This is a genomic window from Microcoleus sp. S36a_B3, assembly GCF_036700745.1.
Lineage (GTDB): Bacteria > Cyanobacteriota > Cyanobacteriia > Cyanobacteriales > Microcoleaceae > Microcoleus.
Window position 1 is genome coordinate 1 of sequence record NZ_JAUBPN010000054.1, and the last position, 15,743, is coordinate 15,743.

15 protein-coding genes, 1 pseudogene and 1 riboswitch are annotated in these 15,743 nt (G+C 44.0%); of the genes and pseudogenes, 12 read left to right on the plus strand and 4 right to left on the minus strand.

What is annotated here, in order from left to right; genetic code table 11:
• Positions 1-283: 283 nt before the first annotated feature.
• Complete coding sequence (locus QUA01_RS26595; protein ID WP_333093519.1) at positions 284-1,399, minus strand: HlyD family secretion protein; 1,116 nt, start codon at positions 1,397-1,399, stop codon at positions 284-286.
• 580 nt (positions 1,400-1,979) lie between these two features.
• Here QUA01_RS26595 and QUA01_RS26600 point away from each other — a divergent pair.
• The 4 genes from QUA01_RS26600 (at position 1,980) to QUA01_RS26615 (ending at position 5,247) form a co-directional block, all read left to right on the plus strand.
• The gene (locus QUA01_RS26600) at positions 1,980-2,204 is read left to right on the plus strand and encodes a secretion protein HlyD (RefSeq protein WP_194065364.1); all 225 of its coding nucleotides are present in this window, start codon (positions 1,980-1,982) and stop codon (positions 2,202-2,204) included.
• Positions 2,205-2,374: 170 nt separating this feature from the next.
• A complete protein-coding gene (locus QUA01_RS26605) occupies positions 2,375-2,566 on the plus strand; it encodes a hypothetical protein (protein WP_333093518.1) in 192 nt (63 codons plus the stop codon).
• A gap of 145 nt (positions 2,567-2,711) precedes the next feature.
• On the plus strand, positions 2,712-2,903 hold the full coding sequence (locus tag QUA01_RS26610) for a hypothetical protein (protein ID WP_333093517.1): 192 nt from the start codon (positions 2,712-2,714) through the stop codon (positions 2,901-2,903).
• A gap of 133 nt (positions 2,904-3,036) precedes the next feature.
• Entirely contained in the window at positions 3,037-5,247 is a 2,211-nt protein-coding gene (locus tag QUA01_RS26615; protein WP_333093515.1) for a peptidase domain-containing ABC transporter, read from the plus strand.
• A 71-nt stretch (positions 5,248-5,318) separates the two neighbouring features.
• On the opposite strand, the gene cimA is transcribed toward QUA01_RS26615, so the two are convergent.
• Positions 5,319-6,932, minus strand: coding sequence for a citramalate synthase (gene cimA, locus QUA01_RS26620; RefSeq protein WP_333093514.1), 1,614 nt, complete (start codon positions 6,930-6,932; stop codon positions 5,319-5,321).
• Between the two features lie 116 nt (positions 6,933-7,048).
• On the opposite strand from cimA, the gene QUA01_RS26625 reads away from it, so the two are divergent.
• Together QUA01_RS26625 and thiO are read left to right on the plus strand one after the other, a co-directional pair.
• Positions 7,049-7,387, plus strand: coding sequence for a 2Fe-2S iron-sulfur cluster-binding protein (locus tag QUA01_RS26625; RefSeq protein ID WP_194066975.1), 339 nt, complete (start codon positions 7,049-7,051; stop codon positions 7,385-7,387).
• A gap of 214 nt (positions 7,388-7,601) precedes the next feature.
• The gene (gene thiO / locus QUA01_RS26630) at positions 7,602-8,690 is read left to right on the plus strand and encodes a glycine oxidase ThiO (protein WP_333093513.1); all 1,089 of its coding nucleotides are present in this window, start codon (positions 7,602-7,604) and stop codon (positions 8,688-8,690) included.
• A gap of 260 nt (positions 8,691-8,950) precedes the next feature.
• Here thiO and QUA01_RS26635 read toward each other — a convergent pair whose 3' ends face one another.
• Together QUA01_RS26635 and iscB are read right to left on the minus strand one after the other, a co-directional pair.
• The gene (locus QUA01_RS26635; protein WP_333093512.1) at positions 8,951-9,418 is read right to left on the minus strand and encodes a hypothetical protein; all 468 of its coding nucleotides are present in this window, start codon (positions 9,416-9,418) and stop codon (positions 8,951-8,953) included.
• An 84-nt stretch (positions 9,419-9,502) separates the two neighbouring features.
• The gene (gene iscB / locus QUA01_RS26640) at positions 9,503-10,789 is read right to left on the minus strand and encodes an RNA-guided endonuclease IscB (protein WP_333093511.1); all 1,287 of its coding nucleotides are present in this window, start codon (positions 10,787-10,789) and stop codon (positions 9,503-9,505) included.
• A gap of 571 nt (positions 10,790-11,360) precedes the next feature.
• A riboswitch (cobalamin riboswitch) is annotated at positions 11,361-11,505 on the plus strand.
• A 305-nt stretch (positions 11,506-11,810) separates the two neighbouring features.
• On the opposite strand from iscB, the gene QUA01_RS26645 reads away from it, so the two are divergent.
• The 6 genes and pseudogenes from QUA01_RS26645 to QUA01_RS26670 all read left to right on the plus strand — a co-directional run.
• Positions 11,811-11,993 carry a hypothetical protein gene (locus QUA01_RS26645; protein ID WP_194066973.1) on the plus strand — a complete coding sequence of 61 codons (183 nt, stop codon included), beginning with the start codon at positions 11,811-11,813 and terminating at the stop codon, positions 11,991-11,993.
• Entirely contained in the window at positions 11,983-12,438 is a 456-nt protein-coding gene (locus QUA01_RS26650) for a hypothetical protein (RefSeq protein ID WP_333093509.1), read from the plus strand. Before QUA01_RS26645 ends, QUA01_RS26650 begins: the two co-directional genes overlap by 11 nt.
• 125 nt (positions 12,439-12,563) lie before the next feature.
• Positions 12,564-13,673, plus strand: a complete 1,110-nt coding sequence (locus QUA01_RS26655; RefSeq protein WP_194066971.1) for a fatty acid desaturase — start codon at positions 12,564-12,566, stop codon at positions 13,671-13,673.
• Positions 13,674-13,946: 273 nt separating this feature from the next.
• Positions 13,947-14,726, plus strand: a complete 780-nt coding sequence (locus QUA01_RS26660) for an SAM-dependent methyltransferase (protein WP_333093508.1) — start codon at positions 13,947-13,949, stop codon at positions 14,724-14,726.
• Between the two features lie 14 nt (positions 14,727-14,740).
• Positions 14,741-15,076, plus strand: coding sequence for a cupin domain-containing protein (locus QUA01_RS26665; protein ID WP_333093507.1), 336 nt, complete (start codon positions 14,741-14,743; stop codon positions 15,074-15,076).
• 401 nt (positions 15,077-15,477) lie between these two features.
• Positions 15,478-15,678: pseudogene (locus QUA01_RS26670) on the plus strand (IS5-like element ISAva5 family transposase); the annotation flags it as partial.
• Between the last annotated feature and the right edge of the window lie 65 nt (positions 15,679-15,743).

A 15,743-nucleotide genomic window follows, 5' to 3' on the forward strand; every position in this document is an offset into this window, starting at 1 on the left:
ATTTTAAATCACCCTAACCTCTCGTCAGTCCTATCCTATGGTACTCTTGCTGCTTAAAAACTGTCCGAAGTATTGATGTATTCAATTACTGTAATTAAATCTCACTACATATTTATTACTACCCACAATCATTCTGCCTGTTGATGAGGGCGATGTAGGAGGGGTGTCACCCTCATACATTCGCCAACAGTCTCTTGAAACCGCGTCTACACAAACAAAACCCGCCTTCGCGGGTTGAAGAGTGTACGGTTTCAACCGCAGTCTCAAAATAACTAATGACTAATTACAAATCTGTCAGCAACCTGGCTTTACGTAAAATAAATGTGAGGACTGTTTGTTGGCCCGTAATAATATCGGCTCTGCCCTCCATTCCCGATTGAATTGAATACTGGCGGGGGACATTTACCTGGGAATTTCCGAAGAATTGACGGCTGGTGGATTGGAGTTTTGTTAAATAGGTTTGTTCTGGCTTAATCGAAACTTCGTAATAAGATCCACCTGAATTATTGGCGGGATTTTGAGGGGCGATCGCATCTGGGGCGATTTCGCTGACTGTTCCTTTCAATGTGCCGTAGTCGGGGAAGGGTAAAGCCGAAATCCTGATCTGTACGGGTTGACCGATTTGGATGCGGGCGATGTCTTGGGATGTGACTTTGGCTTTGACTACCAGGGGTACGTCGCTGGGGACGATTTGGGCGATCGCGCTGCCGGCTTGTACGGTTTGACCGGTATTTTGTACTTCCAATTTGAGAATTGTACCATCAGCGGGGGCGCGGATCACACTATTTTTGAGTTGTGACTCAACTTGATTTAGCTGTTTTTTAGCTTGAGTCAATTGTTGTTGGATGGTCGATCGCTTGACGAGCAAAACCCGCCGACTTCTACCCAGTTTCTCGGCAACATCCGGCAGCGATGCGGCGATTTTGACTAAAGCGGATTCGACTAATTCCTGTTCGGCGGAACTTCCGTTTTGGGTGCTTTTAAGTTGGGCGCTGGCCAAAATTTGATTTTCCAAGTCGCGCAGTTGCTGGTTGATTTGCTGTGCTGCTGCTTGAGACTGATTAATAATGTCTTGGAATTGCTTGTTTTGAGTTCCCAAACGCGAACCGTCTACAACTGCGATCGTATCTCCGGCTTTCACTGTCTGATTTTCGCTGACAGCAATGCTTTCGACGGTTCCTTCGGTGGCCGCTTCCACGACGCGCACTTCTCCGGCGGGACGGACGATCGCCTCTGCTTTGACTGTGGCGCTGTATTTGGTGACACTAGCCAGGGCGATCGCCCCGCCAAAGGTGGCCACCATCAAAATTCCCCCCAAACTTGTCCAACGGCTGACAGGGGGCAAAAACTGGTCGTTATTAAAGGTTTCAGCGGGTGTGGGTTCGGGAGTGAGAGACATGGTGGGTGCTGGGGTGAGAGGAATAATTTTGAGTTTTGAGCTTTGAGTTGGGGGGGAGGAGGATAGTTTTGAGTTTTGATACCAGTTCTAAAAAACAATGCAACTGTATACAAGCTCTAAACCCTTATAAAATCGGTTATTTTCAATGTTTTCATCTCTCATTTCAAATAGTAAAATGAAAAGGAAGAGAGCGATCGTTTATTTTTTTTGTCATATTGATTTTCCGTTTTCCGGATACCAAGGATAGGTTGAGAAGTCTAATACGGCTTACCAATTAAGCCCGAAGAAACTGGGTTTTCGATCGAGTCTGCGGGCTGCAACCAAAGATTTTCGTCAAAAAACCCGGTGTCTGACAAGGAGTGCGTCCATGACTATATAAATCAAAATTCACGGGGTTAAGGTCAAAATCCGCACAGCTTTGCTGTCCCCACCCGCAAATTTCCCCAAACATCAAGAATGGTGGACAAAGCGGGCAACATTCATGAAACTAGGATATTTCAGTAATGATTTTTGGCGCTGTTACCCGGTTTTTTGGGGAGATGTACGTAAGTAAGTACATAGGTATTAATAGGAGTTCCTCATGCCGGAAAATCAACAAAATTCATTCTTTACCGAGCTCACCGAACGAGAATCGGCTACTGTCAGCGGTGGCAGCCCTACCAGCGGTGTCAGCAGTAATAACAGCAACAGCGGGAGCGAAAACAGCAGCAATGACCTCAATATGCTGTTTTTCATGCCGCAGCCGAACCAGTTGTATCTGTACGATCCGAACCGATCGCGCCCTTACAAAACCCTAATAGTCTAGATAGGTGAGTCTGGTAGCGCGATCGAAAGAAATTTGGAAAATATCTCAGTAACATTCCGGAACTCGCACAGCACTTCAAGAACTATTAGTTAGTAATTACACGAGGCTATATAAAACTTATAAAACTTATAGTTCTCGTTCCATCTTGTCAAATTAAAAGGAGTCAAATCATGAAAGACACTAAGGAAAATTCACTGTTTGCTGAACTCACCCCAGAAGAATCAGCTAGCGTCAACGGCGGTTACTATTATGCCAATAATAACTACAACGACTATAACCGCGGACGCCGCCGCAGTTGGGTAGTGTACCGCCGGAATTGTGACGGTTCCTTCAGAAGAGTAGTCCGCTACGGCTACTCATAAAGTTTAGGGCTGTGAATTCAGCTCTCTAACTGTCGATCGAGAAAGCACCCATAATTTCATGGTGCTTTATTTAAGCGAGGCTGTAGAAATTTTAAATAATTTCTAGTTTCTGTTAAAAACTTTTAACCTTGAAAGGAGTCAAATCATGAAAGACACTAAGGAAAATTCACTGTTTGCTGAACTCACCCCAGAAGAATCAGCTAGCGTCAACGGCGGTTACTATTATGCCAATAATAACTACAACGACTGTAACCGCGGACGCCGCCGCAGTTGGGTAGTGTACCGCCGGAATTGCGACGGTTCCTTCAGAAGAGTAGTCCGCTACGGCTACTCATAAAGTTTAGGGCTGTGAATTCAGCTCTCTAACTCTTGATTGAAAAGCACCCATAACTTTATGGGTGCTTTTTGCTGATTGGGTAGTGGGTGAGGAGTAGTGTTCATTATGCTCTACTCATTATTCAATTCGCCAAATGTTAAAGAATATTCCTTTGATCGGCAAAATGCCATTATTCGGACAAGTAAACAGGTTTAAGAAATATCAGGTTGTTCTCCAGCAAAGCGAAGAAGATTGCGGGGCGGCTTGTTTGGCTTCTATCGCCAAATATTACGGACAGAATTTTACAATTAGCCGCTTGCGAGAATTTGCCGGTACCGGTCAAAAGGGGACGACTTTACTGGGCTTGAAACAGGGGGCTGAGGCGATCGGCTTTAATGCTCGATCGGTGCGAGCAGCCGCAGCTATTTTAGACAAAATTGATGAAGCACCTTTGCCGGCCATTATTCACTGGAGCGGGTATCATTGGGTTGTTTTGTACGGAAAACAGGGCAATAAATATGCGATCGCAGATCCCGCCATTGGTCTGCGCTATGTTTCTAAAGAAGAATTAGCAGCGGGTTGGACAGATTGGCTGTGCTTGCTAGTAGACCCAGATCCAGAGCGGTTTTTTGCAGAAGCAGACGGTCAACCGCCCGCCAATTCCTTACAAAAATGGATGCGCCGGGTTGGGATTTACCGCCACATTTTAATCGAAGCATTGTTGATGAATGTAGTGTTGGGTTTGCTGTCGATTTCGTCGCCTTTTTTAGTTCAACTGCTCACCGACGACATCCTGGTGCGGGGCGACACGCAACTTTTGGCAAGTGTGGCGATCGCAGTTATAATTATGAATTTTTTTAGCAGCAGTTTAGGATTAGTTGAGTCAAACTTAATTGCTCAATTTTCCCAGCGTTTAGAGTTAGGATTGGTGATGGAGTTTGGGCGCAAATTTCTGCGCTTGCCTTTGAGCTTTTACGAAACCAGACGCAGCGGCGAAATCGTCAGTAGATTACAAGATATCCAAGAAATAAATAAATTAGTTTCTCAAGTAGCTATCAGCTTGCCCAGTCAATTTTTTATAGCGGTAGTTTCTTTTATTTTTATGTTGTTTTACAGCCCGCAACTAACGTTGGCTGCAACAGCGATCGCTCTATTAATGACTGCATCTACAGTAGTCTTTCTGCCAGTATTGCAGCAAAAGACGAGGAATTTATTTGTGCTGGAAGCAGAAACTCAAGGCGTTTTAGTCGAAACGTTTAAAGGCGCGCTGACTGTAAAAACTACTAGCAGTGCCCAGCAACTTTGGGAGGAATTTCAAAGCCGCTTTGGTCGCTTAGCAAATCTCACTTTTCGCACTACACAAATTGGCATCCTCAATAATATTTTTTCTGGTTTTATTGCTTCTGCGGGCGGCATTACTTTGCTGTGGTTGGGCAGCGGTTTGGTGATTGACAAGGTATTGAGTATCGGTCAGTTGCTGGCGTTTATCAGCATGAATCAAAACGTTACTACTTGGGTAAATTCTTTGGTCGGATTTAGTGATGAAATGACTCGCGTTAAGACAGCAACTCAACGGCTTTCAGAAGTGATTGATGCTGCACCGGAAACTAAGAATGATAGTAATAAACCTGCGGTCACGATTCAAGGTCGCGATGAGATTGTTTGCAAGAATGTGAATTTTCACTATCCCGGTAGACTTGACTTGCTGGAAAATTTTTCTGTGACGTTTCCTGGGGGTCAAGCAATTGCTTTAATCGGCTATTCTGGTTGCGGAAAAAGTACGCTTGCTAAGGTAATTGCTGGTTTGTATCCGCTGCAATCTGGTAATGTGAGAATTGGCGGCTACAATTTGCAAGATTTGTCTCTAGACAGTCTCAGACAGCAGGTGGTTCTAGTTCCTCAAGAAGCGCATTTTTGGAGCCGTTCGATTATAGATAATTTTCGTTTGGGGAGTCCAGATGCTACCTTTGAACAGATTGTGAAAGTGTGTAAACTTGCGGGGGCTGATGAGTTTATCAGCCAATTACCTGATAAGTATCAAACTGTTTTAGGGGAGTTTGGAGCTAATATTTCTGGGGGACAAAGACAGAGATTGGCGATCGCCCGCGCCCTTCTCAACAACCCGCCCGTATTGATTTTAGACGAATCTACCGCAGGGCTAGATCCCGCCAGCGAGGCGGAAGTTTTGGAAAATTTGCTGATGTACCGGCACGGGAAAACCACGATTTTTATCAGTCACAGGCCGCGAGTGATCGATCGCGCCGATTGGATTATCATGTTAGAACGCGGCAGGTTGAAAGTGCAAGGATCGGCGGCTAGATTGCGATCTGTTCCCGGAGATCATTTAGAGTTTTTGCATCCTTAAACAAAATTGTAGTAGATAAAACGGCGGTTAGAAACCGCCCGGTATTTTATCTCACCGCCCAATCTTCTTAGTTAATGAACCCGACAAACTAGGGGAATCGCCTCTTGATTGTCCAGCACCAAACCGTACTCCAAACCTTCAACAACCGCCTGACAAGAAGCATCCAAAATATTCGTAGAAACCCCTACAGTTGTCCACCGCTGCTGGCGGTTGCTCGATTCCAATAAAACGCGCGTTTTAGCAGAAGTACCCGCACCAGAGTCGAGAATTCGCACTTTGTAATCTGTCAGATAAAAATGTGCAATCGCCGGATAAAAATTCACCAAAGCTTTCCGCAAAGCCGAATCCAAAGCGGAAACCGGGCCGTTTCCTTCCGCACATTCCAGAATATTTGTACCGTTGACTGACAATTTGACAGTTGCTAAAGCCGTACAATCTTCGCCAACCTTATCGCAGTGTACTTGAAATCCCTTAATTTCAAACCACCGCTGGCGCTGTGACAAAGCCTCCCGCATTAACAATTCAAAACTTGCCTCAGCGCCTTCAAATTGATATCCTTGACTTTCCAAAGCTTTTAATTTTTCCAGAATTTGGCGACAAGCAGGATTTTTGCGATCGAGTTCAATTCCAAAAGTGCGGGCCTTCGCCAAAACATTGCTCAAACCAGCTTGATCAGAAATCACAATTCGCCGTATATTACCAATTTTTTCGGGTTCCAAGTGTTCGTAAGTTAACGGATTTTTTTCAACAGCCGATACGTGAATGCCGCCCTTGTGAGCAAAAGCCGAAAGACCGACAAAAGGAGCACGGTCATCGGGAGCAAGGTTGACAATTTCGCTGATCGATCGGCTGGCTTGAGTTAATTTAACTAATTGCTCGTCTTTAATGCAATTATAACCCAATTTAAGCTGAAAATTAGGAATCAAAGAACACAAATCGGCATTGCCGCAGCGTTCGCCGTAACCGTTAATAGTTCCCTGCACCATCGTCACGCCTTCCTGCACAGCAGCTAAAGCATTAGCAACCGCAACTCCCGAGTCGTTGTGAGTGTGAATTCCTAAGTGTAAAAATGTTGTACTTTTTGTTGCTAAAAATGCTAATACATCGCGAACTACTTGAGTTACTTCGTGGGGTAAAGTGCCGCCGTTAGTATCGCAAAGCACCAGCCATTCTGCACCGGCATCCGCCGCCGCTGCTAAAGTTTGAAGAGCATAATCGGGATTGTGTTTGTAGCCGTCAAACCAGTGTTCGGCATCGTAAATAACGCGCCTTCCCTGACTCCGCAAATATTCAACGGTATCTCGAATCATCGCCAAATTTTCATCTAGGGTCGTTTTCAAACCTTCAATAACGTGCAAATCCCACGATTTACCAAACAGCGTTACCCACCGAGTACCGGCTGACAAAATAGGCTGCAACATTTCATCATTAGCTGCGGTTCTTCCCGGCCGCCTAGTGGAACAAAAAGCTACAACTTCTGCTTGAGTTAGTGGCTCTTCTTTGAGCCGCCAAAAAAACTGTACGTCTTTAGGATTAGCTCCCGGCCAGCCGCCTTCGATAAAGGGAATTCCTAAACTGTCTAACTGACGGGCAATTCGCAGTTTGTCTTCGAGAGATAGAGACAGTCCCTCGCACTGAGCGCCGTCTCGCAGTGTGGTATCGTAGATCCAGAGCCGATTTGTCATGGGGAGTTTGGAGAGAGAAATTGGTAATATATGACTTATTATATTAGATGAATTTATTTGAAATAAATGCGATAATATATAGGAAAATTAACATAAATCTAATTGGGGTAATTGCTGTGGTTAAGGTACAAGCGCAAGGAAAAACATTTGAGTGCGATCGCGAATCGAATCTCCGTGAAGTTTTGCTCAAAAACGGCATCGATCTCTACAATGGTAACGCCAAAGTCATCAACTGCCACGGGCTAGGCACTTGCGGCACCTGCGCCGTCAGCATCGAGGGTGAAGTTTCCGAGCCCGAGTGGCGCGAAAAAGCCCGACTTTCGCTTCCTCCCCATTCTCCCGCATCGAACCGCCGTTTGTCCTGCCAAACTAAGGTTTTAGGCGATATTAAGGTGACAAAATATGATGGTTTTTGGGGTCAGGGCTCGGAAACTGTCTGGAAACCGCAAGCATAGATTTTTTGTGAAAAAAGGCCGATCGCCCGATCGGCTTGCAAGATAATATGTAAGACTTGCCCAAAAATTCTCAAGACATTTGCATTAGCAAAGTCATAAACAATCTTAAAAAGCATCTGCGTTTATCTGTGTTTATCTACTTTTGATCTGCGGTCAATAAAAAACACCCTAAGACCCAGAGGTAAAACCAGCCAGAAAGTCCACATAAAAGTCAATGAATTCATCTCAAGATATTCTGATTATTGGCGGCGGAATCATCGGTCTTTCCCTAGCAGTTGAACTGAAGTTGCGAGGGGCATCTGTCGCCGTTCTCACCACCAATTCTAAACAACCGACGGCGCGGGCTGCAGCCGGAATGCTCGCCCCCCAAGCCGAACGGATTCCCCCCAGTCCGATGCTAGATTTGTGCTTGCAAAGTCGCGCCCTGTATGCAGCCTGGGTGGAACGGCTAGAAGAGATGACTGGATTGAAAACGGGATATTGGCGATCGGGAATTCTCGCGCCTGTGTGTAAAAATGAGTTTCAAGAACAGCCATTTTTGTCAAACCTCAACTCTCAATGGTTGGACAGAGATGCTGTTCGCCAGCAGCAGTTAGGATTGGGTGAAGAAGTAATTGGTGGTTGGTGGTATCCTGACGATGCTCAAGTAGACAACCGCGCTTTATTTCGGACACTTCAGACTGCAACCAAAGAATTGCAAATTAATATTATTCAAGGCAGTGCAGGGCAAATTATTAGGCAGCAAAATCGAGTTTTGGGTGTTGAAACAACGGTAGGGAAATTGCAAGCTGACCGTTATGTTTTGGCGACTGGAGCTTGGTCTGAGCAGTTGTTAAATGTTCCTATTTTTCCCAGAAAGGGGCAAATGCTGTCAGTATGCGTCCCAGAAAATTGTGGAATCATTCAGCCGCTGCAAACAGTTTTATTTGGCACCGGTATTTATATTGTGCCGCGTCAAGATGGGAGAATTATTATTGGTGCAACTAGCGAAAATGTGGATTTTACTTCGGGAAATACTGCGGCGGGAATCCAAAGCTTGCTAGCAGGAGCTATGCAGTTATATCCAGAATTACAAAATTATCCAATTCTGGAGTTATGGTGGGGATTTCGGCCTGCTACGACTGATGAGTTGCCGATTTTGGGTGCGAGTGCTTGGGAGAATTTGACACTGGCGACGGGGCATTATCGCAACGGTATTTTGTTGGCTCCGGTGACGGCTAAATTGTTAGCTGATTTGATGTTGGAACAAAAGTTAGATCCGTTATTGTCTGCTTTTAATTATTCTAGATTTGCATTTTCCTGATTTATAAAGTCGGTTCGCAGGAACCGAATGCTGCAAACTTAATTTCTGTCAGCCGTTGTAAGTGTGTAATATCAAATTCGGTTGTATCAGAATGATAACTAATAGGTGGTAAGATCGAATGAACCGCGAAGACGCTAAAAACGCGAAGTCAGAGAAATCAGAAGATGTACGTCTTTCTTACGCGCTATCAGAGTCTTCGCGGTTTAATCGTTCCGATGCTACCAAATTTGATATAAAACCATTTTTTAGTAAGTCCTGAATTAGTTCAATTCCGTTTTTTTGGGTAGGTTCAATTCCCTGCATTTAAGCGCAGCCAAATCGTAAGCATTTTGGTAATCTTTACCGCCTAACATGACATCGCCGTAATATTCATAGGGTTGATTTCCGTAAACCGGTAGCGGGTCATCTTCTGGATAATCTTCTTTTGATTCATCTAAAATTGCTTTGAGCTTCTTAACGCTCCATCGCTGGGCTGGGAAGTAATGAATGTCTTGAGCGCTGAAGCCGAGATGCGGAAAAGTTGGGTCAACAATTCGATCGTTGAGTTCAATCCAGCTATACTCGATGGGTTTGTAAGGTGATCCGGGTGCAGCTAAAAATCCTTGGACGTAGACTGCGCCTTCGGTGGTTAATGCTGCTTTGGAAGCGTTATCAAAGCAGTTTTTGCGGTTGCTTTTGATGCGAGTGGCGATTTCTATAGAAAGCGTCTCATCTAATAGTTCGGTCATAAAAACCTCGCGGGAGCTTGGAAACCCAGTGGCTTTAGCCCTGGGAGGAAAAGCGACACGGGATACTTTAGTATCCCGCGAATATCAAAATCCATAGTTGTAGCCATCCTTTTGATGAATTTGCTGACAATATTTATGACTGATTCCTTGAATCAATCCTCGTACCGCTGAGATATTGAAGCTGCCAGTTGAGCGAACAGCGACCCTACCCGTGTAAGTTCCAATCTTTTTACCCGCAGCGACAACAGCTTTTACGATGTCACCCGTTTGAAAGCCCTTGACGAACTTAAATCTAGGTACATATCGAGATGGAAAACCAAACTTATCAGTGCGACACATTTGCCTTGAACCATGCCCACTTGCCTTAATGTTTAAAGGCTGATTGGCTAATATTAAAAGTTCAGGAGTAATACCAACACAAGCAGCATCAAAGAAATGAGTTTTTGGCAATTCCATTCGCCTTCGATTGAACTTAGTCAAACCACCCGAACCTGTGCCAACTTCCAACCCAATTTTCTTTAACCTATTTAACAATGCCCACCGCGTTGAATTTACAGCCGCCGCATCTTTTAAGGGTCGTTTGGCTTGAGCTAAGACTCTCTTCAAAACATCTGGCTTCTTTTTAAGAAATACCTGAATATCTTGAGTTCCTTTCTTGGTGTTGCAAGCCTCACACGCCAGGCACAAATTAGAAATTCGGTTTGTACCGCCTTTAGCTTTTGGCTGGATATGTTCAACTTGTAGCGGTATATTTTCAGCGGCACAGTAAACACATTTCCTCTCCCATTTATTGAGCAGATACTCACGAACTTCGTAACCTACTAATTCGCCTTGTTGGTATTCCACTCCTGATATTTCAGGATTCTCCATCTGCTGCAAGTCAAACCGAACCAATTCTTGAAAAACCGTATTAATTGGCGCAATTTTTGATAACTTGTTCGCCCAAGTTAGAGTTGTTTCAACACGGTGTTGAAGGCTTGGAGCCAACCAACCTTTGGGGCGTGTGCGGTTGAGAAATCGAGCTTGACGATATTTTGTATGTCGATTTCTACGTCCACGACGCAATAAACGCCTCGAATCTAATGACGCTTTAATTGTTTGACCACGGTGAGTTAATTCGGCTACCCAAATCAGATTACATCCTAAAAGTATTGCCAATCCCGTCGTTTTAGAACCGGGGTCAATCTTCAGGGCTAAAGGTTCTGGTATGTCAGCTACCTCCTTGTTTAAAATTATTGTGAACGGGTACAACCTGAACACTTTAGCCTTGCCAACATTTAGTAACTTTCGAGCCAAAGATGGTTGACAGGGCGTTAAAGGTTTGCGATTAGTGTCAAGAACAAAAATGTAGTTGGGCTTGATAATAGACATTGTTGTGTCTCTCCTTTTCAGTAACGTTAGCTTCGCCAATGTTTTGAGGGCTTGTTAGACCTGCAACACTGTCTCAGTGACCTTAAGACTGTTTAATTGCAGATGACAGAGCCAGAATCTAGCTTCGCAATTCAGGGTGTCGTGACCCTCAAAACGTAGTCAGTTAAGACTTAGGCTGGTAAGCACGGCTTCAACTTATTTGGCTGAAGCCCCGTGTCTTTAGACCGGGGTTGCTTACAATCCCTTGTAGTTACGTGCGACTAAATTGTAGCAAGTCAGAGCTCCGAACACAAAGAACGATCGCGAGCATCTCGGTTTTGCAAAAAGCATTTTTTTATTGAGCGTGCGAGCTTAAGAGCTAGCGTATTGTACAACTCGCGAGCTCTTAAGCTCGCACAAATTCAAAACTGAGATCGCCCGCATCACCCTCCCAACGGATAAAAAGATGGGACTCGCTGAATGTTTGAGAGTGCGATCGAGTTACAGCTTGGCGCCTAAACAGTAGCGATTTGTGGCGCTGGTGGCACGTTTCACAGTTTTTTATGCAAACAAGTCATAATTGTGATAACCTGATGGATGTGCAAAAATCGGTTCCAACGAAAAGCAACCGTTGGAAGAAACGGGGAAAGTCCGGCGTAAATCCGGCGCTGTCCCGCAACTGTGATGAGATTATAGAGTCTCTTAGTCAGAAGGCCCGCCGATCGCAAACCTGTTCTTTTTCGTCTACGAGGCATAGATGATGGTTTATTCAGCTTTCTCAAAATTGATCTATGATGGCGATCGATCTATTGACTTAGAACGATATTGATATAATTTCACCGCTCCCTAATAGATTTTAGTCGGTAATAGTTTCTGCGTAACTGTGAATAAAAGGCGATCGTCCACCAATCGCTAACTATTTCCCTGTAGTCTGTCGCTATTCTACGGTAAAATCATCATAACTTTGTAAGGGTTTTTACTCAACCTCAGTATATTTTTGCTGTCAATTTTCACAAATTTAATCATTGAAGTAAGTTGAGTTATGACGATTATAGCTGAGACATTGAGATATCCTCGGATTGGTAAAAACCTAGAAGTTAAGAAGGCCCTGGCAGCATTTGCGAGTGGGAAATCAGAGACAGATGCTTTATTTCAGACTGTTCCCTCGCTGAAAAATATGGTGAAATATGCTAAAGTGCTGGGGGATCAAGCCAATGCAAGTTGAAGATAACAAGCGGCAAGGTAGCTTTGGCTATTGGCAGAATCAGTTCATACACCAAAATATGCTGACAATTGGATACACAGCTTGGAATGGATTTTTAACCGTTGGTCGAGGTATGGCGGTTTGTGATGTAAGTCTGCCCGTCAATACACCTGTGAATTGGCAGGTTGATACAATTCCGCATTACTTGCAATTCCTCACTGAATTATCAGTAACAGATTATCTACGACGACTCGAATTAGAGCCATCCGCTATCTCAAATTTACTTCAAATCATTGCCACCTACAATCCCACCCAAGAAATTATTATACTGCTAACAGGTGACGGTCAAATAGAAATCGATTTGCTGCAACGGTTGGCGATTCCTCCGGTTGATTGTTATGACCAAGTACGTCAGTGTTGGGGTGAATTTCAACTGTACGATACAAGCCAAATGAGAAGACAATGAACTCAATATTATCAGCAGGTTTATTAAGCATGGGTTAAAATAAAACTGCCATTAACTTTTTACAAGGGCAAAATACCCCATTCTAATTCTCTGTTCAGCACTTATCCACACTAGAAACATACTGAATGAAAAGCGCGATCAAAAAGTCGGATTTTGTGCTATCTCCTTATATGAAGAGCAACAACTTCAAAGCTACTTGGCAAATCTTAAATACAGTAATTCCCTATACATTTTTAGGGTTTTTAGCATTTAAAGCTGCTGCAATTTCTGTATGGCTTCTGCCACCGATAATCGTGTTAATGACACTTTTTTCGGGCCGTTGTTTCTCTTTGATGCACGACTGCGGACATTATTCTCTGTTTAGTTCCAAAAAGGTCAATCGCACCGTGGGTTTTTTGCTAGGTATCATCAATGCGATTCCTCAGTACCCCTGGTCGAGGGGACACGCTTATCACCACAAACACAATGGTAATTGGGATATGTACCGAGGCCCTTCGGCGTTGATATCCACCGAACAATTTGCGGCGCTAAGTCCATTTGGTCAAAAGATGTATCAGTTACTCAGACATCCATTGATGCTGTTTCCTGGTGGTTTTTTCTATCTAATTATTAAGCCCAGATTAGCGCTTATCTTGGGAATTAGTGGTTTTATAGGACATATGTTTGCTTGTCTCAATAAAGATTTTGGGATGGGTTTATCTGCAATCATTGCTTCTTATAAATCCAAACATTGGTATACTACGGCTGAATTTTGGGATTTACTATTCAACAATATTTGTGTTGTTGGTAGCTGGATTTATCTCAGCAACTTACTTGGGGTTGGCTTTTTCTGGAGTGTTTACTCAATTGTCATGACCTGTTCGGCAGCGATATTTATCTGTATTTTCTTTGTCCAGCATAATTTTGAGGGTTCCTATGCTCATAAAACAGAGGGTTGGGACTACCTTATGGGTGCAATTGAAGGCAGTAGTTACCTAAAATTACCAACTATTCTCAACTGGTTTTCGGCTGATATTGCTTACCACAATATTCATCATCTGTCTGAGCGTATCCCCAATTACAATCTTCAGGCGTGTCACAATGCTAATATTCACCTGCTTGGTAATTCCAGAATTCTGACAATTCGGGAGATACCTGATTGTTTCAAGTTCATTCTTTGGGATGCTGATTCCGATAGTCTGCAATCGATCGCATTATTTAAACAAGAAAATCTTTTCAGCCCTGTAGCTAATTAAAATCGGATAGCATTGAATTTGGGTGCTGGTTTATTGCCCAAATCCTAGGATTAGCGGTGCAGCTAGTGAGATCAATTGCAACTGGGACTTTCCTAATTAATTAGGTGAGTTCCCGCTATTGTAGGGTGCGTCAGCCTCTCGAAATTTTTGGGATAATTTTCAAAAATACAGGAGATTGACGCACCTTACAATAATTTGAATATGAGTTAGCTCATAGACAGATTTGGGAGAATCTGGCAAGCTGAGGGTAAGCTTAAATAGGAGTTCAAGTCAATGACCGATACTACTCTCAATTTTAAGACTGCGCCGGGCCATGTAGTGCTGGCTGCGGCTGGTAAGACAATGCTGAGGCCGGGGGGAAAAGCTGCTACAGAAATGTTATTAGAATTGGCGGATTTTAAGCCTGGGGATACTGTTTTGGAGTTGGCGGCGAGTTTTGGATATAGCTCGATCGCCCTTGCAGAACGTTTTGGTGTAAAAGTAGTGGGAGTTGAAAAAAATCCCGACAGTGTGGCGCGGGCCCGTGCTAACGTTGCAGCAGCGGGTTTGAGCGATCGAGTGGAAATTATCGAAGGAGATATTTTGCACTTGGATCGGATTACCCAAGAGTTTGATTGGGTGTTGGCTGAAGCTATCCTGACGATGCAGTCGCCGTCGGGGAAAGCAAAGATTTTATCAGGAATTGGCGATCGGCTAAAACCAGGTGGCAAGTTTTTGTCTCACGAACTTTTAGCCAGAAACCGAGAATCAGAAATTCACAAAGCTTTATCAGAAGTGATTAGGGTTAATTCAACACCTTTGTCTGAGTCGGGCTGGATTGCTGTTTGTCAAAACGCGGGTTTGCAATTAGAAAAGTGTCAAACCGGGGGGATGGGACTTCTCAACTTGCGGCGAATGCTTGATGACGAAGGGTTTGTGGGTACTGCGCGGATTTTGTGGAATGTTTTAAGCCGATCGCAAATTCGCGATCGCATCTTAGCAATGCGTCGAGTTTTCCAGCACTACCAAGAGGATTTAGGCTATATCATCATCTGTGCTCAAAAACAATTTTAACGGAGTAAAAAGTTATGACTGCTACCATTTTACCGCTACAATCTTCATCAATCCAACTCAGAGAGACAATCGAATATCCCGCCACCGGAGTGCTGACTAAAATTTTAGTCAAAGACAATAATTGTCAGCATACTTTACTTTGTTTGGCAGCAGGTTCGGACATTTCAGAACACCATTCAGCGCGAAATGCCACAATAAATGTAGTGGCAGGAAAAGGAGTTTTGACCCTCGAAGGTAAGGATATAGTTTTGGAACCGGGAGTATTTGTATTCATGCCTGCACGAGCGCCCCACGCTTTGAAAGCTGAAGAAAATCTAGCGTTTGTTTTGACATTTTCGGAGGGCAAATAAGACCGGGCGAATGGAATTCGTGAGAATAAGACCGGGCGAATGGAATTCGCGGCTACACAAACAAAACCCTAAAATAGCGGAGTGAGAATAAGACCAGGCGAATGGAATTCGCGGCTACACAAACAAAACCCGCCTCCGCGGGTTGAAGAATTATCTCAGTGAAAATAAGACCAGGCGAATGGAATTCGCGGCTACACAAACAAAACCCGCCTCCGCGGGTTGAAGAATGAGTGGTTAAAATAAAATTATCTAATCTTCAGTCTGCGGAGGCAGACTTCGTTTGTGTAGATGCGGTTGAAAGAGACTGTTGGTGAATGTCTGAGGGGTTTAACCCCTCAGATATCGCCGTCCTGAATAGGCAGAATGATTGTGTAATCATCCACCATATTAAATAATTTATTATGACTCTTCACCCACGCGACTGGTCATCGATTCCAGAAATCACCGCCTCCGTAGCACGAACCTCCTTTCCCAAAGGAAACCCATATATGAAAATGCGTGACGAATTAGGAGTGTTGTATTTGGATGCTGACTTTATTACCTTGTTTCGAGCTGACTACGGTCAAAGTGCTTTATCACCTGGACAATTAGCATTAATCACTGGAGTTTAGACTAAATAAAGATGAGAACGGTGGCTTTCAGAAGAACTAGAGCCACCGCGCCAGGA